The organism is Dyadobacter sp. BE31, assembly GCF_031457695.1.
Classification (GTDB): Bacteria; Bacteroidota; Bacteroidia; order Cytophagales; family Spirosomataceae; genus Dyadobacter.
Genome location: NZ_JAVDXA010000008.1, coordinates 51,425 through 77,703 on the forward strand (window position 1 = coordinate 51,425; position 26,279 = coordinate 77,703).

Sequence of the window (26,279 nt, forward strand, 5' to 3'; positions counted from 1 at the left end):
GCCCCGCCGCGTTTTATTGCCGCTACTTTGTTCTGTTCATCCGCAAGCCCAGCGATAACCCGACCTGATTGGGACGTACCTTGATACTATATTCGGCAGTAGGCACCTTGTTGAAATTGTACTCGAAATAGGGGCCGACGATGAAGTCTGTGGTTTTGTTCACGGTGAAGATCTTACCCGCTGAAATCGAGCCGGTGAGGAAATTCCGCCCACTGGATTGCAGTTGCCGCGAATAGTCGGCGCCAATTTGCGCGAAAAAGCGCCCGCTACGTTTGCCTTTGAAATCGAATTGCTTTTTGATCCCTACTCCTGCCAATTCCACTTTGCTGGTTACCGTCTCGGCTTTTCCAAGCCGCTCAAAAACATAACGGTTAGCTCCCTGTTCATCGGCCTTGAATTCATCAATTGCATAAATGTATTCTGCTTTCCAGCTGAGGTGACTGTAATGGAACAGCCATTGTAAACCCAGCGTTTGGAACCCGGCGCTGAACTTATACCCCAGGTTCGCGGTCGATACCGGGAATGAGACTTTCAGGATGCGCGATTCGGCATTGGGCAGCAGGTAAATGCTCTGAAATGTGTTGGTTGCGGAAAGATTAAAAATCCAGGCAAAGGATTTTTTATCGGACGGCTGATAGCGCGGGAAATCGAGCTTTTCCCGCACCGGCCGGGGCTCCGGTTCCAGCAATGTCGAATCCTCCACATTTGCGTCAAAGCTGATTTCCGGCATGGCCAGATCAACAGGCAGCGGAACCAAGCGGCCGGTTGCGATCTCGTTAGCGTCAATGGCACGGGAGGCAACAGCGTTGTCCTGTATTTGAACGGGCAATGCGGGCTCGGTCTCCATGACGGGCAACGTGTTGTTTTCAGCAGGAAGAACCGGCCCCGCGCCGGCCTTAACCTTATAGGGTACCGGCTTTGCATGCTCGTGCAGTATACTGGCGGGTTTTGCCGGGGTTGCTGTCCTCAGTGGTCTGCGAACGTTCGGCTTGGCCGGATTCGCATGAGCGCTACGATGCGTATGCGACGGTTGGTCGGCGCTTACCACAATGCTGCCGTGAAGCGGTACCACATTAGTACCTTCTTTGAGTTCCTCGTTGGTTGCCCGCGAGCGGGTAATTGCCCGGAGGGAAGCGTAACGTTCGTTCATTTCCTTGACCCCGAATCCGAGCAGGAGCAGAAGCACCGCGGCAGCAGAAAGCAGCAGCGGTCTTACCCTCGTCGGTTTGTCGAGGGCTTCATATATTTTCTGGTCAATGGACGCGCCAGGTTTTCTTTCAAAATTCTCAAACGAATCGTGAAGGGCCTTCTGAATGGCATCGTTTAATTCGTCATCAAAAGATTTCATGCTGCTTGATCCCTTTTTGTTCCAGTTTTTTAATTAAAAGATTCCGTCCCTTCAACAGTTGGGAGCGGGATGTTACCTCTTTAATGCCCAGCATTTCAGCTATTTCCGCATGTTTGTACCCGTCAATGAAATGCATGTTGATCACAATCCGATAGCCGTCGGGTAGCTCGTTGATGGCTTCGAGAAGCAGGCTGATGTCCAGCTTGCTGAACAGGAGCGTGTAGTCGTTGTTCTCCCAATCCAGTTTGACATCGTCGTGGGATGCGCTCAGCATTTCCTTGCGCGTCACCTGGTTGTAGTAATCGATCGCATGGCGGACCATGATCGTCTTGACCCAGTTATCGATCGCCTGAGGATTTTGAATATCGTTGATCTTCGCGAAAATCCGCAATATCCCCTCTTGAAAAATGTCTTCCGCCTCGGCCACGGTTTTCGCATACCGAAGGCAAACACCCAGCAATCTGCTTTTGTAGCGGTCATAGAAAACAGCCTGTGCCCGCGAGTCCTGCCTTTGGCAAGCCTTCACGAGCTCCGCTAATTCCATTTTGGTTTTTGTTTGAAATAAGGCCATTCGCAAGTTTGATCGAAACAGAGACTGTTAATGGCTGACTGTTCGAAGGTCCTGCATGAACAAGCTATCTAAAGACATAGGATGAGTATTGGTCATAAATGATTTCCCCTGTGGTGGCGTTGACAAAAACTTCTCTCAGTTCATTAATGAATGTGCGTGTGCCTTCCACTCCCGATTTTTTCTGAAATACATACCGGACACTTTTCAGGCCGTCGAACTGCGATTCGAACGCGACGGCGGTAGGCGTCGTGAAGTCTTCATATCCCTCGCTTGCCTTCGCCAGCAGCTCCGCATTTCCCACCTCATTATTAGGCTTGTTGACGACACCCGTGCCGTCGGAATTGCGAGCAATCCATAGCAGCGCCCCGTCCTCACTGAAAATCACCGGGAACAATTGCGAAGCAGGGTAGATGTAATAGGCCTTCTTGCCGTCGGAGTCGGTGATGAGACTGATCGTGGCGTCGGTCAGTGATATCGCCTTTTGCTGGCAGAACGACTGGATTGCCTGCGGCAAATCCCCGGTATCGACAGCGAACGACTCGGTGGGCGCTTTGGCCGTCAGTTTGATAATGTGCCAGTCATTGAGGATGTAGTAGTTCAGCAGAAAGGGCTTCCCGTTGAAAACGTATCGCATCCTTGCCCCGTTATCAGTGGCTTTGTCGGCCAGCTGCACGCCGGATATCGCCCCGCCTCTTACTTTCAGCTTGTCGGTAAGGTCTTTGTAAAGCGAAAGGTCTGCCGTTTCGCGGTACACCTGGGCAACGATCGCCGTAGGACTCACCTGTGTTTCAAAATTGGAAGCATTACTGACAAACTTTGCTTTCCATAATTTGTCTTTCAATAAAGTTTTGAATACAAATTTCGCCGCATCCGGGTAGTCATCTTTAATGGCCGTAATGGTCGCCTCGGGAACGGTTTCAGTATCGGGTTCCTGCACATCGACAACCTTATTGCAACCGATCATGATCGATATGCAGAGGATTGTGACAAAAAGTGCAATCTTTTCGAAGTTCATTAATATTATAATAGAGCGTATTGCCGACTTGTTTGCTTTACAGACAGGGCAGCTGCCGAAAAGTGTTGCCTGTGTCGACGAATTTTTTTTGAAAATGTTTTTGGAGATATAAAACCTGAAACGATTTATTTAAATATCAGGCAACGTTTAAAATCCGAAAACAGGTCTATGATGTGAGTCCGCAAAACTACGCCGAAAATCAATGAGATTCTTTTTACTTTTCGCAATCGTACTATTAGCCATTCACGGATGTAAATCTCCTGAAAATCCGGGAACTACGCCACAGCCTTCTTTGGAATTACCGCAGTCGGTTAAGGATTTGATTTATAAATCATACCCGTTGGCAACCAATTTGAAAGGACTCTCGGAGGTTGAAAAAGGGCGGGTGTATGAGCTGTCTTTTGAAAACAACAATGCCGGGTACAATGCAATAGTCGGTACATCCAGTATTCTCCGGGTAGCGGCTACGGTCGGTGAAGCGGTACCGGACGCATTGGTTGCAAAGGTTCAGAGCCTGGCGATCAGGGGAGGCAAATTGAGCAATTACAGAAAGCTGGTTTATCTTAATGAGCAGGATTCTTACGGGGCTGATTATGAATTGAATGGCTTGAAATATTTAGTGCGGTTTGTTAACGGAGGCGTGACGCTCACTAATTATGAAAGAGGATATGCTACAAGAGAAATTCACGATTTGCCCGATGCAATCCAGCAATATATCACCGCACGAAATAAGCCGAACCCGGTATTTGTGAATTCACTTACGAACCTTAACGACCTGAGTCGCCAGTACATTATCAACAATAATGAATTGGTGTTTTCTGACTGTACAACCAGTTTAATGCCTGACGGTAGCAAGCAATATATGGTTTCCGTTAAGTTTCTTGGCGCGACTAATCTTCCCATTCTTTTTAAGGAAGACGGGCAGGTGGTATGGGTTGGTGCCTTTAACAGGATACGCCAGTTTAATCAGGATTTCAACGGCGGACCGGGCTTTGGGCTACCTAATCTGACCTCCAAGGAAATTACCTATTTTCGAGACTTGCTGGCTGCATCTTCGCAGTTTATGGGCTTTAACCTCGACAACTTTGTTAATTTCAACGGTAGTTTTCGCAATGAATACGAAGACAACCGGGGATATACATTCGATCTCAGCAACGGCAAGAATGAGCGCTGGTATTTATGCTTTAACGGCGACAAGGAATTGGTATATTCTACATATTCTTATTATTGATTAGTAGGGAATTAGTTTTGGTATAGGTAATTGAATCATCCAAAATTGAAACCGGGATAATTATCATTCACTCTCAACCGTTAAAAGGCAAAGCCTTCATACGTGTTATCAAGATATTTGTTAATCCTCTTCTTCTGTTCTCAATATGCCTCCGCGCAGCCGTACTATACGCGCATGCGCGGGGCTTTTGGAGCCGATGCATACGGTATCGCGCCCAGGGCAGCGGTTACCGCCGAAGCAGCTTTCGGTTATCTCAAAAAATCATTCTGGAATGTTCAGGCAGGCGTGGGCGCCATTACGAGCGCGCATTTTCGCAGCCCTACCGTTTTGGGAGCATTGACCCACTGTTTTGTTTTAAATCCCTACAAACGCAGGCCGTGTATTCCCCAGCCGGGCAGCTACCTCGTCGAAAGCTTTTTTGAAGCCGGGGTAGGCGGTTTCCTGGTTGATCGCTATGATAACGGCATCTATTACAATCCGGACAAACAGCGGCTGCTGACACCGTCCGGCGTGGCCGGCTTCCGCTTTCACCTGGTGTCCCGGAAATGGATTTATATGCTCAAATTGCGCTATACCCCGCCACTACTACATAATGCCCTCGCCTCACATGCGGGCGTGGGCGTAGGCGTGGGCTGGCGTTGAGTGCAGGGTGTTCAGGCCTTCCGAAACTCAATGGAAAATGCTGCACCGGAGATGGATGTTGCCTTTATGCGCACATGAAGCATTCCGGCAAGTTCCTTCACAATCACCAGGCCGATCCCGTGCATGTCGGGTGCGTTGTCCGGCGACTGCGGGTAAATGGTATCGTCATCGCCGTTGAACCAATTCAGGACGGCTTCGGGCAAACCCGGGCCGGTGTCGGTCACAAGTAACCTGACTACCTCATTTTCCCGGCTGGCCGTCACAATCACCGAGCCCCCGGAGGTATATTTGTTGGCGTTGTCGATCAGGTTGTGCAGGATAATTTTCAACAATTGCCGGTTAGATTTGAGCAGGAGCGTTTCGGGGATATTGTTGACAAATTTGTTTTCCTGTATTTTGAATGAAGTGTTAAAAATGACGGCGATTTCATCGACCAGGCCTTGCACGAAAAATGTGTCGTGTGCCACCGAAGCTCCCGACATCTGTGATTTGACATACGACAACATGTTTTCCAGCAGCAGAAGGACCCTTCCGGAAGACTCGTTGACACTGGATCCGATTGCTCCTACCAATTCTAACTCACCCTCTTGGAGCAGGTCACGCACCTTTCCGGACGCGAATTCGATCGATCTCAGCGGGCTGCGGATATCGTGGCTGATGGATGCGATCAAATGCATTTGAAGACGGGTTTGCCGCAGGAGCTCCTGTTCAGATTCCTTCAATACACTCAGCGTGTCCTGCAAGTTGCGGGTCTTTTCCGACACCCGTGATTCCAGCACCCGGTTCAGTTGATCGGCCTTTTTCAAGCGGTTTTTAAAATAGAAGTAAATAGCTACCAGTACAAGAGTAATTATCACCAACTTGAAAGGCCAGGTATCGTACCAGGGGTAGGGGACGACAATCGTAAGTGTAGCCAATTGAACAGAATTCGGGCCAAATCCCGTGTTTTTGCGGATTTTCAGGGTATAAGTTCCTGATGTAAGGTTGTTCAGGGAAATGAAATGCTGCTCCTGCTCGATGGGGAACCACGTTTGTGTGGACGAGGGACGGTCTTCTTCGGAAATGGTATAGTACAATTGCTGATTCTGTCGTTCGGCCAGGTAGGGTGATGAGAAGAACACGCGCAGGTCACTCACACCCGCGAGCTGGATTTTCGACCCATTTACAGGAACATTTCCTGAATTGGCTTCAATACGGTCGATGAAAATTTTGGAATGCGGCGTATCGACCGGTATTTGTTCCGGTTTGAAAAATACCAGGCCACCCATAGATGGCAACGATACGTAGTCGTTCCTTAAACGAATCGCGCAAGGTTGGCAGCCGCCATTAAATTCGTTGATCCGGAAGCCGCTATGCTTGCTGTAACGATGGTAATAGAGCCGCGTACTGTCGCCGTGGCTGGCAAAATCGAGCAGGTCGCTCCGGAGAATGCGGAACAGGCCCTGGTTGGTCGGGATCCAGAAAAAGTCCTTGCGGTCGTGTACAATGCAATGGGCGTTGGAAAGAAAGTGGTCCCTATCCAGTGGAAAACGTAGCGGTCTCCCATTTTGTACGAGAAAGAAACCATCGTCGTCGGTGGTGAACCATAGCTCGCCCGGGCGCGCCAGCAAGAGGCTTTTGATGTAATGCCCGTTGGTCTGCTGAATGGTGGAAATGGTATTTCGCGCGAGATTTACTTTGTACAAGCCCGGATGCGTCCCGACCCACAACACATCATTTCCATCTTTAACCATATAGGAAACATGCTTTATCTTATCTGTTAGGGTGTGCACGGGCATCCCGCTTTCACCAGGGTCGATGTATTTCACGCCGTCTGTCTCCATGCCAAGCCAGACGCGGCCGCTCGGGTCTTCGTAAAGAAAAGAAATGTTACTCCCCAGGTTCCAGACTTGCTCCAAATGTTCACCGGTTGGATCGTAGCGGTACAGCTGTTTGTACGACCAGCCGTATCCGGCGATCCAGATGTCGCCTGAACGGCTTTTGACGATCGTGTAGCCATTGATGGCCTTTCCAAGCGGATGAGGTATAACGCGTGAAAAGTTCTGGCCGTCGTTGCCTTTTCCAATCACGTAAAAATGTGGGGTAATAACCGAGCTATCGGACAGAGTCGCCTGAGCGTAGTAAACATTAAGTCCGGGATCGTCGGTATCAATGCCCAGCGCTTCGAAAACCTTCAAATCGTATATAAAAAGACCGTTGGTGATCGTACCCAGGTAAAGCCTTTGATGGCGGCTGTCGTAGAAAACCGAAGTAAGGCCATTTCGTCCGAAGTCGACGTCGGCGAGCAGGACGGTGGTAAGCAGATGTCCCGGCGCCTTTTCCGATAATGCATATAGTTTAAGATCCTGATAAATAAATGCTTTTCCCGACAAATCGTCTGCATAGAGCTTGTAGGGCTTCCTCAGATCTGGCTTTTCCGGGTTTCCGTGTGCGGGGGCCAGGGTAACATCCGAACCTGCGCGCGCAGGACCGCTGGTGGCTATGAGCCGGATGTTGCCGACTTCGTCGTCGTAATAGAGGTTTGTGCCGATTCTGAAAAGCCCGATAGGGGATGATAATTGGGTTTCGTAAGTCCTTTGTTTCTTCCAGCGGGCGTAAAAATCGATTTTGCCGCCCTGGCTCCAAATGTAAAAATCGCCGTTTGGCTTGGGGAGCAGAAACAGGTTATAGGTAGGCACAAAATCTTTGTTCCAGCGGTCGGGTAGGCCCAACATGTACATCAGGTCATAGGGCCTTGCGCCGGGTTTGAACATTTTGTGAATGCGATGGTCTAGTGGGCTTTTATCGGGGATAGCTTTGCCATCGGCGATTCGGATGTGGGTCAGTTTCTCTCCCACCGCATACAACCGTTCATTCCGTCCTTCAATGTCCGTAATAAAGGAGAGAAAACTGCTGGATTTCAGTCCGAGCTTGTCTTTGTCGAAAGTGACGAACGACTGGCCGTCGAACCGGACCAGCCCCATGTCCGTGGCGAGCCAAATGAAACCCTCCTGATCCTGTGTAAGTGCCCTTACCGTATTTTGCGGCAGGCCGTTGTCGCTGGTATAATGCCGGACGCTGTATTTTGTCTCCTTAGCCGCTGGCTGCGAGGCGACCTGCAATGCGAGAATTTGTAACAAAACACAGACACATGTCCCTATCCTTCTCACGACGCGGCCAATTGGCCTTGATATTATCGCATTCACCTGAATCTGATCATTCACTGCGTGTGTACTTGGGGGTTAGGCATATTCGGGTTTGAAGGCAAAGCAAACGAAAACGATCTGTTGCCAGTGACAAAAAAATGACAGAAAATCGTAAATGCCTTCGTCGAAACCATAGAAATGATTCTATGCCTTATTTGCGATGTGCCGATTGCAACAAAACACGTTTCACGCTACTTTTACCGCTATCACCGGCTTATCTGTTTATTCCCGCACGTCCCGCCCGGACGTGAACATTGCTTGTATTGACCGGCCCATGGGCATTACCATATGAAAATCCTTATCATCGACGACCAAACGCTGCTACGCACTGGAATGCAGCTATTTCTGGAAACCATTTCTGACGATTACCGGCTTTTTGAGGCAGCGGACCTGACATCAGCCAGGAGCGTTCTCCGGGAAAATCCCGATATCACAATGGTGATCACCGAGGTGAAAATGGATGGATTGGTTTCGTCTGAGATCATCCATTTGCTTCGTTCTGCCAAGCCAGGCATTTCGGTATTGTTCTACTCCGGTTTGTCGGAGCGGATATTTGCCCTGCCAGCGCTGAGGGCCGGCGCCGATGGGTTCATTATGAAACGCGAGAGACCCGCCGATCTGGCAAGGGCAATCGCCGTGGTGGGCTCCGGCGGCAAGTATCTGAGTGTGGATTTACAGGCTTCATTAATCTCGATGATTGATTCGGATCACCAAAAAGAGGCCCTGGAATCGCTGGAAACACTCTCTCAACGCGAACGTACGGTGATGAACGAGGTAGTACTCGGTAAATCGACGAAGGAAATCGCCTACATGCTCAATGTGAAATGCAACACCATAAGCACTTACAAAAAGCGCATTTACAAGAAAATGAATGTGGCTGATACCTTCGAGCTGTCGCAAAAAGCCGCTGGTTTTTAAAACTAATAGAAATCTTTCTATGGTTTAGTTTTGAACAATGCGAGCTAATACGACGTATTTCTAATTAGTTTTGAGGCGGATATGACTACCTGCCAAGTCCGGAATTTCCATAATTGCGTATATTAGTAATCGTTCGTTTTTTTTTAACAAAATGTCAGGTACTCACGCTATACACACACGCCGGAAAATGACTCCCAGGTGAGCCGTTTATTTCACTCACACCCATTTTTAAGCGTTAACCCACTGTTAATCTATGAAAGTGCTCGTTGTTGACGGCCATCCTCTTATGAGATCGGCTATTAAACGGGAAGTAAAAGACCATAAACCGCAGGCCAGGGTTACGCTCATGGCGCAGCTTGACCAAGCACTAGAAGCAATTAAACGCCAATCTTTCGACCTGATCATCATGGAAATAGGCATTCCCGGAGCGAGTATGCATACGATCCGGGAAATGCGGACGATTGCGCACGGCAGCAAAATCCTCGTGTATTCCTCTATGAGCGAGGCTACCTACGCGCTTCCGTCGGTATCGTCCGGCGCGCATGGGTTCTTGTCCAAAGACGTTTCCGGCGACGAATTGCGGATCGCGATCGATATGGTGCTCGATTCGAAGACGTATTTCAGCAAAGCCGTTCAGGAAAGCCTCCTTTCGCAGGTCATTGCCAACGTGGATGTCTCGGCCCATAACCCGCTGCAAATGCTCACATCGCGGGAGCGATTGGTGGTGCATTTGTTGCTGGAAGGGAAGAAGATACGGACTATCGCCGATATGCTGGCCCTGAAAGAAAGCACTGTCAGTACCTTCAAAGCGAATGTGTTCAAGAAGCTGCAGGTGAGTAGCCTGGTGGCGTTGTCGGAGAAAATGGAAATGCTGCGGTAGCCTGTCGGCTTTCAGCAGGTCGTAGCAGCTACGTCGTCGATGATCTTAGATAGCTCGATCGCGCTTGTGACGCCGCATTTCTGGAAAATCTTCTTTTTAAAAGTACTGACGGTACTTAATTTCAGCTCCAACTGGGTGGCGATCTCTTTGGTCCACAAACCTCTGATGAGCAGCCTGCTGATTTCCAGCTCCCTGTCCGTTAACCCGATCCACTTCCGTCGTTTGATTTTGTTGTAATTCTGGGGCAACTGAGTCACAAGCTGCTGCCGGACCACCTCGCTGAGGTATTTCTTTTCGTTCACCACCGCCGACACCGCTTCCCCGTACATCCCGGGATCCGATCGCTTCGATAAGTAGCCATCCGCGCCGGCCTGCACGTATTTCAATGCGTATTTGTCTTCCGGTAATCCGCTGAATACCAGTATTTTTGCAGTTGTCCGGGCTTTTTTAATCATGTCGATCATCTTGACATCCTGGCCGCCGGGAAGATGAATGTCCAGGACGACAAGATCGATGGGTTTTTCCTGCACGATCCGTAGCCCCTCGTTAAAATCTTCGGATTCCAAAACCGTTGCATTTTGAAATAGTTCGCGTATCACCAGGCGCATACCCATTCTCACAATGGCATGATCCTCAATAAGTAATGCATTTATCACAGGCAGTAAGTTTGATTTATAACAGTGCGGATAGCGCTTTGTCATGCCAAAACTAGACAGGGACGACTATGCAGACAATGGAGATGTTGATCTTTGACTGTAAACATAGTACTACACTTTTGGGTGGAATTTCACGGAGTTTTTGTTACTTCGGGATATTACCGACAACCACTATACCATTGCAATCTTTCCCCGCCCGACTCTTACTCGTTGAAGACCACGATATTGTCCGCATCGCAACCAGTATGATCATCCAGGAAATGATCAGCGACGCTGTCGTGGACACGGCTGCCAATTTCAAGGAAGCGGCGCAAGCAGTCACTTCGCAGCGTTACCAGCTCATTATCCTCGACCTGAATATTCCAGGCACCGACCACTTGCTGACGATCGAAAAGTTGCGTGCATTGCAACCGGATTCTCCCATACTCGTTTTCTCGGGACAAAAGGAAGAACTGTACGGTTTGCACTGCATTCGTGCGGGCGCAGCCGGGTTTGTCTCCAAAGAGTCGAAAGCAACCGAATTACAGGAGGCCATTCGTGTCGTGCTCGGGGGCCAGAAGTACCTTAGCCCGGTGGTCCGTGCGCAAATGCTCGGCTCCATGCTGCAACAGGGCGTATCCGACCCCGCCGAGCTTTTATCGGCCAAGGAACTGGTGGTCATGGAAATGCTGCTGGAAGGCAAGTGGACGAAAGATATTGCCGGTCAATTGAACTTAAAAAGCACTACCGTCAGCACATTCAAAGCCCGCATTTTTAAAAAGCTGGGTGTGACCAATTTGCTGGATCTTGCCAGGCGGGTTGAAATGTATCATCTATCCAACGGGGATGTTGTTTCAAATCATAAATGACAAGCTAATGATCATGGCAGAAAAACTGCTTCAATTGCTGAACCTCTTTATGCAAATAGCCACCGGAAATTTCCCGGCGGCTATTCTTTTATGATGTTGAAGAAGCGTTATGTTACAAATGCCAGATGAGGTCGTCGAAATTGACTTTTTCGGGATGCAGCGCCTTCACCAACGCGCTGCCGATGCCGGCGATGCCCTCTCCGAATGCCAGGTTTTTTTGCATATTCCAGGAATTTTCGAGCGTTTTATAGCCGGCAAATCCGTCGGGGTGGATATCGAATCGCAGGATTTGCCTGTACCAGAAGCCGGCGGCGTTTTCGAGCGTCTGGTCGTAGGTAAGTCGTGCAACGCGATCGAACAGTAATGCGAGGCCGGCTGCACCGTGTTGGATTCCGGCATCCTGAGTAGCGCTCAGGTGCTCTTGCCGGCATTTGGCATATTTTCTCAGCATTTCCAATCCTGCCCGTGTCCAGGCTGGATTGCCGAATGCCGCGCCGGCGCGCAGGAGCGCATAGCCGGTTTCTGCGTTCGCGTCGGTTTCCTGATTTTCTAGGTAAATGATCGCTTCATTTACGATCCCTTCGAGGAAATCGGCCGGGCAAAGGCCCATGTCGATGGCCCGCGCGAGGAAAAGCAGCACGGCTGTGGTTTCGGTAGGGGAGAAAACGGCTGGCTTCACATGGTGCCCGTTCAATCCCGACTTCCAGTAGCAACCCTCGTCCGTGGGTATTGCGTAGCGCACGATGCCCTGCACGAGTTCATCGATGATCGGTTGCGCCAACACCCTGTTGTAATAGCTTCTTTGAAGGAAATAAATGCCATATCCGAGTGCCCCGCTGCCAAAGCCTCCCAGGTTTCCAATGTACAATTCGGAACGCATTTTTTTAAGCAGCACAGCGTCGATGTCGCTCAGAAAAACATTGGGATCGAGGTCCAGCACGCTCACCTGGCAAAGGTATTGCGCGACTGCGCCCAGGCTGGCAAAATCTTGCGGATAAGATTTCAGCGGATCGCTGTCGACCAGATCACAGGCATGATCGAACACCTCCCGGGCAACATCCAGATATTGTTTTTTGCCAGAATGCACTGCATACAAATAGGTGAAGACAGAAACGCCAAGGTACCCCCGGGTAAAACCGAAACTGCTCAGCTGTTTTTTGTGTGTACTTACAACTTCGTAGATCTCATCGATTTTAGCGGCAGCAATCATAGCCGAAAGCCCCGATATTCCTGTTGATGTCGTCATGGTACCCCGTTGGTTTTTATACACAAATGTGACTACAACCGGGAGTGTACACAGAACTTTTTAGACCAACCATGTATCTAATTCGACGAACTGCGAGACGGCCGGCAGGAATGGTCATTCGGCATAGGGGCTGTTTTGTCGATGAAACTTCGTTGTTCGCATAAATAGTTTGTTTTCAGGTAGTTCTGGTTATTAGCTTCATCCAGAGATTGTAAACCTTCCTATTAATATGTCAATTGTATCCCAAGGATTCTTCATGCTGAGACGTCCCCGGCTGCCATTGGACGTTCTTTACGCATTCAATGAGCGGGCCGGTAACAGACCGGAGTTGTTCGAGCGGGAACTGATCCGTTTTTTCTCGCAATCGCCGATGTTGGAGGCGCTTTATGTAGCCTCGCCGGAACTTTATAGTTCATTCACCGGGCTGATCGAAGGTAGGATTAAAACCGGTGTAGACAAGTTGCTGAAAACGTTATACAAATACCTTGTCAGGATGACCACCCGCAGCACCCCGTACGGCCTCTTTGCCGGGTGCGCGGTGGGTGAGATCGGGCAGGAAACCCGCATTGCATTCGACGAAGCCGAACCCTTTCGAAAGCATGTGCGACTGGACATGAACTACGTGGCCGAACTGGCGGACGGGCTTTTGCAAAAAAATGCCATTCGAGATGAAGTGAAATTTTTCCCCAACACAAGCCTTTATCCGATCGGCGACGCCTATCGCTATGTAGAAAGCGCATTGAACAACAAAAAACGGCTGTACGTGCTGGCGTCGGTGGACCGCAATGCTTACCTGGACAAGGTCATTACCGCTGCCCGCGGTGGAGCTACTATCCGCGAGTTGGCGGATGGCATTGTATCCGAAGACGTTAGCCGGGAGGAGGCGGAACAGTTCGTCGACGCGATCGTCCGTGCGCAAATATTGGTCTCCGAGTTGGCGGCTACTGTTACGGGTGAAGAATTCTTTTTCACGATTGTAGACAAACTACGCGCGATAGCGGGCGCGGCGCAGGATTTGGAACAATTGAACAAAATCGCCAGCCTGCTCCAATCGGGAGAACAGAGCGTAGACAAATACCGGGAGGTGGAATCGGTATTGGCGAAGCATTTTGTCACGACCGGCAGTAAGGACCTGGTGCAGACAGACCTTTTCCTTCAAACACAATCCTGCACGATCAACGAGAAGGCGATTGCCTTGCTGACAAAGGAATATCAAAACCTCGCATGCCTGGGTTACCGGAATCCGTTGCCGGAGTTGGACCAGTTTAAGAAAAGATTTCTGGCAAGGTATGAGCAGCGCGAAATGCCGCTGCTGGAAGTGCTGGACTGTGAAACCGGGATCGGTTATGGCGACGCCATGGCGGGCAGGGCGGATAACCTACCCTTGCTGGACGAAATGCAATGGCCGGAGGGCCCTAAGCCTGCCCAGGCCGACGCTTCTGCCACGGCGGAACTGAGGGATGCGCTTTACCAGCAATCTATTGCCGAAAAAAGTACGTGCATTTGCCTCACAGATAATATTTTGAATGAATTTCGCAAAGCGAGCGACGATACCGTGCAAACACCGGACAGCTTTTACCTGTTCGGAAATCTTATTGCGGGTTCACAGCAGGAAGTAGATAGCGGAAATTTTAAATTCGCATTTAAAGCAATGGGAGGGCCCTCGGGCCTGAAACTGATCGGGCGGTTTTGCCATGGGGACAGCCAGCTAGCCGAATGGGCAAAAAAAGCGGTTGCGGAGGAAGAAGCGCTGGGTAAGGACGGTGTGTATGCGGAAGTGGCCCACCTGCCCGAGGCGCGCGTAGGGAACGTGCTCATGCGCCCGCATCTGCGTGAATTTGAAATCCCCTATCTCGCGGGCTCCTCCATGCCGCGTGAGAACCAGATCCTGCCGGAAGACCTGATGGTGTCGGTATCGATTTCCGGGGAAGTGATATTGCGGTCGAAAAGGTTGAATAAACGTGTTTTTCCGCGCCTTACCAATGCACATAACTTCTCCGACGGCTTGCCTGTGTACCGGTTTCTGTGCGAGCTCACCTACCAGCAAGACTACCGCTACCTCGGCTGGGAATGGGGGCATCTCGCTTCCAACACATTCCTGCCGCGGGTCGAATACAAGCATTGGATATTAAGCCGCGCCACATGGAATATCGATAAAAAGATGGTGGCGGATCTGGTAGGCAGTGAGCTTCTGACGGTCAGGGAGTGGCGCGTACTCAGAAATGCATTTAACATTCCCCGTTTCGTTCAACTCCGGCAAGGGGACAGCGAATTGCTGATCGACGGGGATTCCGACTTTGCGGTGGAAATAGTAAGCGATGCCATCAGGAAATTTGATAAAGTCACTTTGACGGAATTTCCCGAATATGAGCAAAACGGCTTTTTGGGGAAGCCGGGAGAAAGCTACCTGAATGAGATCCTGCTGCCCCTTTTGCACAAAAAAGAACCTTTGCCGACCAGGCAAGTCTGGGAACAACAATCGATGGCCGGGCCTGCGGTCAGGCGCGATTTTATGACGGGTAGTGAATGGTTGTATGTAAAAATCTACGCCGGTACGCGCACCGCCGATCGCTTGCTGAGGTCGGTTATAAAGCCGTTCGCCGACCGCCTCATGGCTGAAAGTGCCATCGAAAAATGGTTTTTTATCCGCTATGGCGACCCCGATAACCATATCCGGTTGCGGTTTTACCATGGCAGCGATAAATCCTTCTGGCAGATCGTCCTGGCGGAGCTGCACGCATTGATGGAGCCATACCTGGCTAACGGAACTGTTCATAAAATACAACTCGATACCTACAAGCGCGAGCTGGAACGCTACGGTCATCAGACATTTGAGGAAGTCGAATCCATTTTTTTTGCCGATAGCGTTGCAACGGCCGATCTGTTGAATATGCTTTCCGGTGACGCAGGCGAGCATTTCCGGTGGCTGACAGGCCTCAAGGGAGTGGATATGCTCCTGAACGACCTGGGTTTTACACTGGCAGATAAAAAAGTATTTGCAGGGCAATTGCGGGAGCGCTTCTTTCATGAATTTCGGGGAGATACCCAACTGAATATCCAGCTCAACAATAAGTACCGTCAGCACACTGAAGAAATCAGGAGTTTTCTCGATTCAGGTCATGACGCGGAAAACGGTATCGTCGACGTCATCGCATTACTTGAAAAGCGGTCAGCACGCATCAGGGCTTCGCTGGCGGTTATCCTGCCGCGTGGTGAGGTTTCACTGGGCAGTTTCGCCAGTAGCCTGGTACATATGTTCCTGAACAGACTTTTTGTTTCTCAACAGCGTGAACATGAGTTAGTTGTGTATCATTATTTGAAAAAATATTACGAGTCTAAGTTGGCAAGAAGGGAAAAAGTGGCACATTTGACATTTGTTTGTGCTTAGCGGAATTTGCTTTGCACGGGCAGTAAGTTCATAAGTTACTACCCGGACGTGGTTTAAGTATGACAGGGAAAATTAGTTGCCTCATTGTGGATGATGAGGAACCGGCTCATGAAGTCCTTAAATTTCTGATTTCTAAACTCAGTTGGTTGACCTACGCAGGAAGTTGCTATAATGCATTGGAAGCGCTGGAAATGATCCCGGAGGTCAAGCCGGATATTATTTTTCTGGATGTAAATATGCCTGAGTTATCGGGCCTTGATCTGTTGAACATCGTTCACGCCCCGGATGCGCACGTGATCATGACCACCGCCTATCCTGAATACGCAGTAGACGGGTTTACATTCGATGTTACCGCTTTTTTATTGAAACCCGTCGGCTTCGACCGGTTTTTGAAGGCTGTCACGAAGGTCAGGAGGCTGATCGGCGACAGCCATTTGGCCCATGAAAGGGGGCGGCCGCTTCCTGAGACGGGCACCAGCGAAATGGCCGAACGCCAGCAGGCACCATCTCCGCAAATCCCCGAGCAGCGGCCTGAAACCGCACAGGAAGAATACATGTGGATCCGCGCCGACCGCAAAATGTATTGTGTCTGGTTTAAGGACATTTATTTTGTCGAAGGTCTGAAAGACTACGTGAAAGTGTATTATACCGATGGAGTGCTGGTCACATTGGCTTCCATGGCAGCCATGACTACCCGCCTGCCTTCGCCTACATTCGTCAGGACGCACAGGTCCTACATTGTCAACCGCAATATGATTAAGATGATTGAAGGAAACATGGTCACCATGCTGAACGGCATGAAAGTGTCGATCGCCGTGTCGCCCACGCGCGACGAGGTGCTCCGTCAATTGACTGAAAGATAAAGCCCACTGAATGAACAACGATATTACAAAGAGGGGATCACTCATAGAAAGGCTGCTGTTTCCCCGCACGCAAAAGTTAAGAATCTCCTATCATGTTCTTTTCTGGGTCTTATTTATTTTGTTGCACTACTCCTATGCATTGCCTACAATCTTAAAGAAGAATGCGGACCCGACCGTTACCATTGCAAGTTTTTGCTATTTTTTGAAAATAGTCCCTGAATATTATATCTGTGTAGGATTCTACTACTTGCTCCGCAATTACATAAAGGGGTTTTTGCTTTTTCTGGTTCTTTTCATTTTTGCACTTGTGATCAACCACATTTTTTCGGTGGCGCTGTACACGGGAGTGGACTATTATTTAGGACTGGAAAACATGACCGAGAGGTACCGGATGTTTGCGAACATGTATCTTGCCCCCTTCAATCTCCGGGACCCGAATACGTGGCTGGTGATTAGCAGTGATATATCGGAGGTTCAGTTCTTTATATTGCCTGCTGCGTTGAAAACTGCAAAGTTTGCGGCCAATGAACGATTTATTCGGCAAAAGATCGAAGACGACGCCCGTAACATGGAGTTGAAGGCGTTGAAGTCGCAGATCAACCCACATTTTGTTTTCAATGTGTTGAATGCCGCCTATGCCAAGGTTTTACCTGTTTCTGAAGATGCCGCTGAATACCTCCAGAAAGTTTCTGAAATATTGCGGTTTTCGCTCTACGAGATGAACGATGAGTTTATCAAGTTGGAAACGGAGCTAGCCTATATGAAGTTGTACATCGAACTCGAATCGATGAGAAGTAATCGCCGCTGTCATATCAACGTGGAGCAGCATGGGGACATGAAGGATACCTACCGAGTTCCCACCGTTTCGCTGATCACCTTGGTTGAAAATGCATTTAAACATGGCGTGCACTCTACCCGGCATGATTCATTCGTGGATGTCCAGGTCAATGTTTCAGCTGGTTTGTTAACGTTTGAAATAACGAATAGCAAGCCATCACAACCACTGCGAAGTAAGTCGGGGAGTGGCGGTATTGGGCTGGTTAACCTCGAACGACGATTGGGAATATACTACCCGGGGCGGTACAAATTGGAGAAGTCGGAAACTGAAAGTGAATTCTGCGTTTCTGTACAAATTCCGGTCGAATAGCCTGGAACGAAGAGAGTAGCGTTTTGGTCGAACGTTTACAGATATTGGTATAAAAAGTTGAAAAATAGCATTTTCGTCGGGTTACTTCGGGATATTAATAACCCATAAACAACAATTAGCCTGATGAAAACGCAAGCATCGTTCGAGACAAAACTTCAATTAGTCAGATTCACAGTAGCGCGACTTAATGCTATTTCAAAAGCAAGTGGTAACAAAAATTTTACACGTCCGGAAACCACGACCAGCACAGCTTCATGTAGAACAATCCTGATGTAAAGGGCTAGCCATCTCGTTAAGAAAACCGGCTGTCTGAACGCTCTTTTGAGCAGTTCAGGCAGCCGGTTTCTTATTCTCCCCATCCGATCCGAAAGGCAAATGCAACCGGATTATCACAAGTTTCACCGCTACATAATAAGATCGTTACAATGGTAATAACTGCAATTATATTAGCCAGAACTGTTGTTTTTTATTTTATCGAATTGGTTAACAACTATTTGTATCGAACCATTGCCAATGAAAAACCATTACAAATTGCTCATCGCTTCTCTATTTGCGTTTTGTCTTTTATTGCACAAAAAGATTTATCAAACGCTCCCATTTCAAAATTCGGTAGCGCCGGTGACGCATGTGCAAACAGCTGGCAACGCCGACGCCCTGCTGCCCGATAGTGCCTTGTCAGGCATTAGGGAGGTAATTGCCAACCGCGAGTATCACGTTACCTACGATGAAGAGGCCGGCGTTTTTCAAAGCCCGAACCGGAGACAAAACCTTCGGGCCACTTATGCCCCAGGTGCATTGACACTCAAAAAACGCGTCGATTCGACGCATTCGGATTTTACATTAAAGCTCCTCAATCAGGGCGTGTTTGGTGATGGAAAATTACTTTATGCAGTCGCGCAGAATGGCGACGCCAGCAGCTACGAAAACAAAGTGGTGATTGACCACGGTGCGTTTTCAGAAGAATTTATCAATGATGAAAATGGCGTCCGTCAGAATTTCATTATCGAGCGCGCTCCCAAGGGTGTGAAGTCACTGGCAATAAAGTTGGCTGTTTCCGGTGCAGCGGTTTTGGATAATGGAGAAAATGAACTTCGATTTATAACCAAAGTTATCAAAGGGGGCGCGACGGAGGAACTCGTTTACAATGGCCTGAAATGCTGGGATGCCGCCGGGAAAATCCTGGATGCGACATTGGCCTATCAAAACAATCAGATCGAGATTACTACAAACGTTGAGCAAGCGGTATTTCCGGTAACCATCGACCCGATCGTAGGCGGTGGACCGGCTAATGCGAATAAAAGGCTGGAAATTCACCAGACCTATGCCTGGCTGGGCTATTCGGTGTCGAGTGCGGGCGACGTCAACGGCGACGGGTACAGTGATGTGATCATCGGAGCGCCTAAATACGATAACGGGCAAACCGACGAAGGCGCTGCATTTGTATTTCCCGGAACCGCCGCCGGGCTGAGCCTTGCCGCGACGGTGCTGCAAAGCAACCAGGTGAATGCACAGGCAGGTATGTCGGTATCGAGTGCGGGAGACGTGAACAAGGATGGATACAGCGATGTGCTGGTGGGCGCACCTTACTACGATGCCGGCCAAACCGATGAAGGTGTGGTATTCCTGTACCTTGGTAGTGCAGCCGGCCTTAGTATCAACCCGGTTCAAACGCTGAAAATGAACCAGGCATCGGCCAACCTGGGCATTTCCGTGGCTATGGCCGGTGATGTGAACGGCGACGGGTACAGCGATATCCTGGCCGGCGCGCATCAGTACGACAACGGTCAGAATAATGAGGGTGCCGCTTTCCTTTATTACGGCAATGCGTCCGGCGTGGGTGTGAGCCCGGTGACCTTGGAAGCAAATCAGGCCAATGCAATGATGGGTTATGCCGTCTCGTCGGCGGGTGACGTTAATGCCGACGGTTTCAGCGATGTGGTTGTAGGTGCGCGATTGTACACCAACGGTGAACTTTATGAAGGGGCCGTTTTTGTATACAAAGGAAGTGCATCCGGCATTGTTACCGCCAATCCTTTTAAGGTGGAAGCTAACCAGATCGACGCGCGGCTGGGACATTCCGTGGCAACAATAGGTGATGTGAACGGCGATGGCTTTTCCGACGTGCTTTTCGGAGCATATCAATACAAGCAAAGCCAGACCAACGAAGGAGCCGCGTTTCTGTATTTCGGCTCGGCACTCGGAGAGACGATCGGGGATAAAAGGACACTGATCGGATATCAGAAGGAGGGCCAGTTTGGATGGGCGGTGGCCGGCGCCGGCGATGTGAATGGCGACGGTTACAGCGATTTCGTGATCGGAGCCAGGTACTATGAAATCACCAAGCCTAACGAAGGTGCCGCGTTCCTGTTTTATGGCAATCCTACCAAGAATTTCCCGAACAGAAGCGTGGTGTTTTCGGGTGAACAGGCCGATGCCTGGCTTGGTACTGCCGTGGCCTCTGCCGGGGATGTAAATGGCGACGGGTATAGCGACCTGGTCATAGGAGCATACACCTACGATAATGGGCAGACCGACGAAGGTACAGCGCTGATTTATCATGGCGGCGGTCTCACAGGGAACACGTCGGCCAAAAGCGTGGTTGTGGACTCGGTCGCAGCGCGCCGGTTTGGATCGGCGGTGGCGAATGCGGGAGATATCAATGCAGATGGTTTCGATGATGTTGTTATCAGCGCGCCTGGGACAGACCCGCTTACTTCCGGCAGAACGTGTATTCTGTACGGATCCATAGGCGGCATCCGACCGCCATGGTACAATGCGCCGCAGAAATCAACGACGATATTGTTTGGCCGGTCCGTAGCAGGGGCGGGCGACGTCAATGGGGATGGTTATGCCGATGTTATTATTGGCAATCCAAGTTATGGCAATATTCCGAATGGCGGGGAGGTAAGGATTTATTTCGGTGCTGCCACGGGTATTGATACCGTTGGTTTTCAGGTTTTATATGAACCGCTGGGAGGTACCAAGTATGGCATGTCGGTAGGCGGCGCAGGCGACCTCAATGGTGATAATTATGCGGATATTGTCGTAGGCGCGCCCAAATACAAAGTGGTAAATGACACCAGAGGAGCCGCGTATGTTTACTACGGCTCGCCAACAGGGGCCGGTACGGTTCCCAAAGTGCTGCCCGGAAAGAATAGCAATGCAAGCATGGGGGCCTCCGTCGCAGGGCTGGGTGATACCAATGGCGATGGGTACGGTGATTTGATCGTCGGTGCGCCGACTACCAATACCGGAGCCGTAGAGGGTGGCGCCGCGTGGATTTACTATGGTTCTTCTACCGGTGTTGAAAACACCAGTACTTTTTTCAAGAACGACAATGGGTATGCGCATTTCGGCACATCGGTAGCTGCTGCCGGTGATGTAAACGGCGATGGTTTCAACGACGCGGTTATCGGTATTCCCGAACATGGCTTATCGAAACAGGGATCGGTTGCCGTGTATCTGGGGGCTTCGGGAGGCTTTACGCAGGCCAACCAACGCTTTTATCCGGGAAACTGGGCGAATGCAGCGTTCGGAATCTCCGTATCCAGCGCCGGCGATGCAAATGGCGATGGTTATAGCGATATTATCGTTGGAGAAAACAAGTTATCCCACCAGGTGGCTCAGAGAGGAGGATTTACGGTGATCCCGGGAGGACGGACCGGTGACCCGGTTCCTTTGAGTTGGGAAGTGATGGGCGATGCCACGCTGGACCAGATGGGGGCGTCGGTATCGGGCGGTGGTGATGTAAATGGTGATGGATTTTCGGATATCGTCGTCGGTATTCCCGGACGGGACGGTGTGAACGGCGATGCAGGTGGCGTGCAAATTTTCGATGGAGGGGCAGATTATCAGGATCCGATCTGGGGCAATATCATACAAGCCAAACAGAACAGCGTGAGACTTTATAATGCAGACATGGCGACACCCTATGTGCCGAAAGTTTCTCAACCGACTTTCGGGGTCGGTCTCGAGAGCCGGTCCTTTTTGGGACGGAACAAAGGTAAGCTGGTATGGGAAACCAAAAGCAATGGGCAGCCTTTTTCGAGCCTGCCGAATACGCCTATCAGCAACAGCGTGCAGTCGACAGGCGCTCAGCCGGCATTTACCGATCTTACTGCGGCAGGGACAGAGTTGAAAGCCCTTGTAACCAAACTAGACCCCGAAACAAAGGTGCGGGTGCGCGTCCGGTATGAGCCTGCGCTTGCATTGACCGGCCAGATGTACGGCCCATGGCGCTATGTGCAAGCGTATATAGAAGGGAAGAGTGTATCTCCGGCCCCTGCTGAGGACATTGCAGCCAGACTGGCCGTACCGGCGGAACGGGGAGTGAATGCGGAAGTAAGCGTGTCGGTGTTTCCCAATCCGGCGAGCGAAAAGCTCTTCATCCGTTCGAATGCCAACAACACAATCAAAGGGGTGAAACTGATCTCGCCCAATGGGGCAGTGGTTTATCAGGGAAGCAATGCTCAAACCGAAATTGACTTGAAAGGCCTGACTCCCGGTATGTATATTTTGATATCCAAACACGCCGACGGCTCGCAGACGTCCCATAAAGTAATGGTCAAAAAGTGATAGTGCGGTTTTCGGTCAGTAAATTTGTGAACGCGCCAGGAGTGATCTCCGGCGCGTTCACATAACCGGATCTTACTATCAATAGCCCATGGCGCAACATACCGATTTTCCATTGCACGAACTGCCGCCCTCGCGCTTTATGGCGTCGGATAGCGGTCTGGCATTGGGGGATCACGCGCCGAGTCACCGCATCAGTTTTTTTGCTATCGTCTGGTTTTCGGAGACCGGCGGTACACACCACATCGACTTCGAGTCATTCCCGGTGAAAGCCAACGACGTGTTTCTGCTGGCGCCCAATCAGGTTCATTCTATTCCTGCTGCCAAGCTTCCGCGTGCACGCACCATCGTGTTCGCACATGACATTTTCGACCGCATCGACGAGCCGCATTTACGCCAGCTATTCCTGCCGTTTGAAAACGAGGCATTCGCCATTCCGGTTGAAATGCAGGGGCCGTTGACGCACCTTTTCGACCTCATACTTCTTGAATGTGCAGGAGCCGCGGATATTACATTGCTCCTCAAATACACGACAGCCTATCTTACCCATCTTTACCGCTTCGGAAAGCGGAACCACAGAGTGGCCGGAGCCGAAGACCACCGGTTGGTAAAGCTGTTTCAACTGATGCAGAGACATTACCGGCAGGAAAAGTCGGCGGCATTCTACGCCAGGGAAATCGGCCTCACGCCTAAAAGAGTGAATGAGCTGCTCCGCGATAAAATGAAAACAACCGTTAGCAAGCTGCTTTATCGCCTCATGCTCATTGAAGCAAAACGGGAGCTGCATCACCGGCAGCATTCGGTGAAGGAAATTGCCTATGGACTGGGGTTTAGCGATCAGTCCTATTTTGCACGTTTCTTCAAAAAACAGACCGGCCTCACGCCGGAAGAGTTCCGCGCCGGTGCCCGCTAACGGATGAGGTAACCCAAGCGGATGTTCAGATTGTCCTAACCTTCGGACAGATCGTGCGGGCCGATCGGATCCGCTTTTCCGATATTTGCAATATCAATTTTGCGTATGCAAAATACGGGCCGACAACCCGTTATAGACTAGCATGAAGTGGCTTTGCGGCCTTCTGTTTCGAATAGTGTTTTCGTGTGTTTTGGCAAAAGTGGCTGCTTTTTCATAGCAGCCACTTTTTTGTTTTTTATACTAAAAATGTAACAAAGCACGCTATGCCGTTGTTGACCGATGAACAGGCGGCTCATATACGTCAGCCTGAGCATTGACTACTTGAAATGAAACAAATCCTCGACAACCCGGCCTGGCACGCATTGCGTACGCACAACCGTGCGCTCGGAAACGTACAGGAAGGCTCGGCATATTTCCGGCCGGAAGTTTCGCCCTTCGTGGCGGTGGAAGGTCCGGCGCTGGAAGGGCTGGCCGCCTTGCATAATGCCCTTCCTTTCGATAACAATGTGATATTCGTCAGTAACGAAAACGTGGAAATACCCCGTCCGTGGCAGCTTTTGGCGGCGGTGCCTGGCTACCAGATGCTTTACCGCGGGCCGGCGTATCAGGGATCGGACGGTCCGGTGACTATTCCGCTCACCCCGGCCCATGTGCCTGAAATGGTAGCGCTCACGAGCCTCACCGCTCCCGGTCCTTTCTCGGAGGAAACTATCCGTTTCGGGCATTACGAAGGGATTTTCGACGACGGTAAACTCGTGGCAATGGCCGGCCAGCGGATGCATCCGGAAGGCTACGCCGAGATCAGCGCCGTGTGCACCCATCCCGATCACCTGGGCAAGGGGTATGCAAGGCATTTGCTGCTCCGGCAGGTAAACCGCATTCAGCAGAACGGCGAACAGCCTTTCCTGCACGTGAAGGCGGATAATACGCGCGCGATAGGAGTTTACGAATCGCTCGGTTTTGAGATCCGCACCGAAATATACTTTTACGTATTGAAGCAATGAGCTTTTTAACAAAGCAACTCTGAGCTTTTCAACAAAGCAGGGCCATGCGGCGCAAGGTACTTTTGTATTGTACTTAAAACACAAAGACAATGACAAAAGTATGGTTTATTACAGGCAGCTCCCGTGGATTGGGACGCAACCTTGCAGAAGCAGTTTTGAAAAGCGGAGATAAATTGGTTGCCACAGCACGGAACACCGCGCAGCTCGATGACCTGGTTGCACAATATGGCGATCAGATTTACCCTGTATCGTTGGATGTGACGGATTACGAGCAGGTTTACCGCGTGGTAGCCGACGCCGTTTCGCATTTCGGACGCATTGATGTGCTGGTGAACAATGCCGGTTTCGGGATCATTGGTGCTGCTGAGGCTTATACCGATGAGCAGGTTCGCAGCCAGCTGGAAACGAATCTTTATGCGCCGATCGAAATCACCCGTGCTGTGCTACCTTATATGCGTCAGCAAAGAAGCGGCCGTATTTTACAGATCAGTTCGGTAGGAGGCCGCGTCGGCAATGCGGGGCTCACCATGTATCAGGCGGCGAAGTTTGGGCTGGGTGGATTTACGGAGGCATTAGCCAAGGAAGTAGCACCGCTGGGCATTCATGTTACCAGCGTAGAACCGGGCGGTTTCCGTACAGACTGGGCGGGTGCTTCCATGACCTACGCCCGTGAAATCGAGGGTTATGAGATGGTGAACCAGCGTACCGATTATTTCAAATCCGGCAAATTCGTGCCAGTGGGCGATCCGGAAAGGGCAGCTGATGTGATGGTGGCTTTGGCAGTGCATCCCGCGCCGCCCGTTCACCTTGTACTGGGCAGTGAGGCGATCGGCATATTGAAAAGCGCCGACCTTGCCCGTAAGGCAGAGATGGAGGCGTGGGAGGAGGTGAGCATTTCAACCGACCACCACGAGTCGGAGGATTTTCTGGAAACCTCCATGGGTAAATGGTACACTGGTATCAAAAAGAACGCCTAATAGCTAACTTTGTTCATGGCCGATCTTAAATCCAACAAACAGAAATCTCCCATCGCGTATTCCTGCTATTTCACGCGGAACCGCGAGGGGGAGCAGTTTGCACCCGAGCATGTGTTCAGCTACCAGATTTCCGGGACGCTTACGATTAATAACGGGGACCAGGAATATGTTTTCAAACCCGGCGATTACCGGTTCACCAGGCGCAACCAACTGCTGAAATTCATCAAACAACCACCCGCAGACGGTGTTTTTAAATCCGTTTCCGTTTACCTCGACCAGGAAACGCTGAGGAGTTTTGCCATGGAGCACGGGTATCAGGCGGATCATGCACGAAGCCAGGATGCGGGGTCGGTGATTGCATTGAAAGGAGGCGGTCTGGTGAAGGGATTTATGGAATCGCTGATGCCGTACTGTGAGGACGACCAGCTGATTGATGCGGATTTACAGGCCTTGAAACTGCGGGAGGCTATTATGATCCTTTTGCGCGCGTCGCCCGCGATGAAAGATATCTTGTTCGATTTCAGCGAGCCGGGCAAAATCGATCTGGAAGCATTCATGAATAAAAACTTCCATTTTAATGTGCAAATGAACAGGTTTGCTTACCTGACGGGCCGGAGCCTGGCGACATTCAAGCGCGATTTTGAACATATATTTCACACTTCGCCCAGCCGTTGGCTGCAACAGCGGAGATTGCAAGAAGCACATTACCTGATCAAGGAAAAGGGGCGTGCCGCCTCCGAAGTGTACCTCGAAATCGGTTTCGAAGACCTTTCGCATTTCTCATTTGCATTTAAAAAGATGTTTGGTGTGCCACCGTCGAGGCTGGCAGGCTGAAAAGTGTAGATATAACCGTTGTGCAAATTTCCTGATGGCTC

General features: G+C 50.3%; 19 protein-coding genes. 13 read left to right on the forward strand and 6 right to left on the reverse strand.

Translation table 11 applies throughout. The features are described from left to right. Nucleotides 1–22: 22 nt before the first annotated feature. From J2Y43_RS30165 to J2Y43_RS30175, 3 genes are all read right to left on the reverse strand, one after another. A complete protein-coding gene (locus J2Y43_RS30165) occupies nucleotides 23–1,348 on the reverse strand; it encodes a hypothetical protein (RefSeq protein ID WP_309991487.1) in 1,326 nt (441 codons plus the stop codon). Beyond that, complete coding sequence (locus J2Y43_RS30170) at nucleotides 1,335–1,892, reverse strand: RNA polymerase sigma factor (protein WP_309991489.1); 558 nt, start codon at nucleotides 1,890–1,892, stop codon at nucleotides 1,335–1,337. Before J2Y43_RS30170 ends, J2Y43_RS30165 begins: the two co-directional genes overlap by 14 nt. A 91-nt stretch (nucleotides 1,893–1,983) precedes the next feature. After that, the gene (locus J2Y43_RS30175) at nucleotides 1,984–2,934 is read right to left on the reverse strand and encodes a hypothetical protein (protein WP_309991492.1); all 951 of its coding nucleotides are present in this window, start codon (nucleotides 2,932–2,934) and stop codon (nucleotides 1,984–1,986) included. A 202-nt stretch (nucleotides 2,935–3,136) separates the two neighbouring features. On the opposite strand from J2Y43_RS30175, the gene J2Y43_RS30180 reads away from it, so the two are divergent. Further along, a complete protein-coding gene (locus J2Y43_RS30180; RefSeq protein ID WP_309991495.1) occupies nucleotides 3,137–4,165 on the forward strand; it encodes a hypothetical protein in 1,029 nt (342 codons plus the stop codon). A gap of 102 nt (nucleotides 4,166–4,267) precedes the next feature. Then, a complete protein-coding gene (locus tag J2Y43_RS30185) occupies nucleotides 4,268–4,807 on the forward strand; it encodes a hypothetical protein (protein WP_309991498.1) in 540 nt (179 codons plus the stop codon). Between the two features lie 11 nt (nucleotides 4,808–4,818). On the opposite strand, the gene J2Y43_RS30190 is transcribed toward J2Y43_RS30185, so the two are convergent. Continuing rightward, nucleotides 4,819–7,926 carry a two-component regulator propeller domain-containing protein gene (locus tag J2Y43_RS30190; protein WP_309991501.1) on the reverse strand — a complete coding sequence of 1,036 codons (3,108 nt, stop codon included), beginning with the start codon at nucleotides 7,924–7,926 and terminating at the stop codon, nucleotides 4,819–4,821. A gap of 354 nt (nucleotides 7,927–8,280) precedes the next feature. Between J2Y43_RS30190 and J2Y43_RS30195 the strand changes: the two genes are divergently transcribed. Continuing rightward, nucleotides 8,281–8,910 carry a response regulator transcription factor gene (locus J2Y43_RS30195; protein WP_309991504.1) on the forward strand — a complete coding sequence of 210 codons (630 nt, stop codon included), beginning with the start codon at nucleotides 8,281–8,283 and terminating at the stop codon, nucleotides 8,908–8,910. Nucleotides 8,911–9,163: 253 nt separating this feature from the next. Continuing rightward, nucleotides 9,164–9,790, forward strand: coding sequence for a response regulator transcription factor (locus J2Y43_RS30200; protein WP_309991507.1), 627 nt, complete (start codon nucleotides 9,164–9,166; stop codon nucleotides 9,788–9,790). Between the two features lie 11 nt (nucleotides 9,791–9,801). Here the strand turns inward: J2Y43_RS30200 and J2Y43_RS30205 are convergent, their stop codons facing one another. Continuing rightward, nucleotides 9,802–10,446, reverse strand: a complete 645-nt coding sequence (locus tag J2Y43_RS30205; protein ID WP_309991510.1) for a response regulator transcription factor — start codon at nucleotides 10,444–10,446, stop codon at nucleotides 9,802–9,804. 179 nt (nucleotides 10,447–10,625) lie between these two features. Between J2Y43_RS30205 and J2Y43_RS30210 the strand changes: the two genes are divergently transcribed. Further along, nucleotides 10,626–11,294 (forward strand): response regulator transcription factor, encoded by a 669-nt coding sequence (locus tag J2Y43_RS30210; RefSeq protein WP_309991513.1) that lies wholly within the window; start codon nucleotides 10,626–10,628, stop codon nucleotides 11,292–11,294. 112 nt (nucleotides 11,295–11,406) lie between these two features. On the opposite strand, the gene J2Y43_RS30215 is transcribed toward J2Y43_RS30210, so the two are convergent. After that, on the reverse strand, nucleotides 11,407–12,540 hold the full coding sequence (locus J2Y43_RS30215) for a hypothetical protein (RefSeq protein ID WP_309991515.1): 1,134 nt from the start codon (nucleotides 12,538–12,540) through the stop codon (nucleotides 11,407–11,409). Nucleotides 12,541–12,769: 229 nt separating this feature from the next. Here J2Y43_RS30215 and J2Y43_RS30220 point away from each other — a divergent pair, with 229 nt between their 5' ends. The 8 genes from J2Y43_RS30220 to J2Y43_RS30255 all read left to right on the forward strand — a co-directional run bounded on the left by J2Y43_RS30220 (nucleotide 12,770) and on the right by J2Y43_RS30255 (nucleotide 26,238). Continuing rightward, nucleotides 12,770–15,928 (forward strand): lantibiotic dehydratase, encoded by a 3,159-nt coding sequence (locus J2Y43_RS30220; protein WP_309991519.1) that lies wholly within the window; start codon nucleotides 12,770–12,772, stop codon nucleotides 15,926–15,928. Nucleotides 15,929–15,987: 59 nt separating this feature from the next. After that, nucleotides 15,988–16,791 carry a LytTR family DNA-binding domain-containing protein gene (locus J2Y43_RS30225; RefSeq protein WP_309991522.1) on the forward strand — a complete coding sequence of 268 codons (804 nt, stop codon included), beginning with the start codon at nucleotides 15,988–15,990 and terminating at the stop codon, nucleotides 16,789–16,791. Nucleotides 16,792–16,801: 10 nt separating this feature from the next. Further along, a complete protein-coding gene (locus tag J2Y43_RS30230; RefSeq protein ID WP_309991525.1) occupies nucleotides 16,802–17,938 on the forward strand; it encodes a histidine kinase in 1,137 nt (378 codons plus the stop codon). 513 nt (nucleotides 17,939–18,451) lie between these two features. Beyond that, complete coding sequence (locus J2Y43_RS30235) at nucleotides 18,452–22,513, forward strand: FG-GAP-like repeat-containing protein (protein ID WP_309991529.1); 4,062 nt, start codon at nucleotides 18,452–18,454, stop codon at nucleotides 22,511–22,513. A gap of 88 nt (nucleotides 22,514–22,601) precedes the next feature. Continuing rightward, nucleotides 22,602–23,423: a helix-turn-helix domain-containing protein gene (locus J2Y43_RS30240; RefSeq protein WP_309991531.1), complete on the forward strand. Its 822-nt coding sequence runs from the start codon at nucleotides 22,602–22,604 to the stop codon at nucleotides 23,421–23,423. A gap of 326 nt (nucleotides 23,424–23,749) precedes the next feature. Next, nucleotides 23,750–24,427: a GNAT family N-acetyltransferase gene (locus J2Y43_RS30245; RefSeq protein ID WP_309991534.1), complete on the forward strand. Its 678-nt coding sequence runs from the start codon at nucleotides 23,750–23,752 to the stop codon at nucleotides 24,425–24,427. Between the two features lie 89 nt (nucleotides 24,428–24,516). After that, complete coding sequence (locus J2Y43_RS30250; protein WP_309991537.1) at nucleotides 24,517–25,404, forward strand: oxidoreductase; 888 nt, start codon at nucleotides 24,517–24,519, stop codon at nucleotides 25,402–25,404. Between the two features lie 15 nt (nucleotides 25,405–25,419). Continuing rightward, nucleotides 25,420–26,238, forward strand: coding sequence for an AraC family transcriptional regulator (locus J2Y43_RS30255; RefSeq protein ID WP_309991540.1), 819 nt, complete (start codon nucleotides 25,420–25,422; stop codon nucleotides 26,236–26,238). Nucleotides 26,239–26,279: the final 41 nt, after the last annotated feature.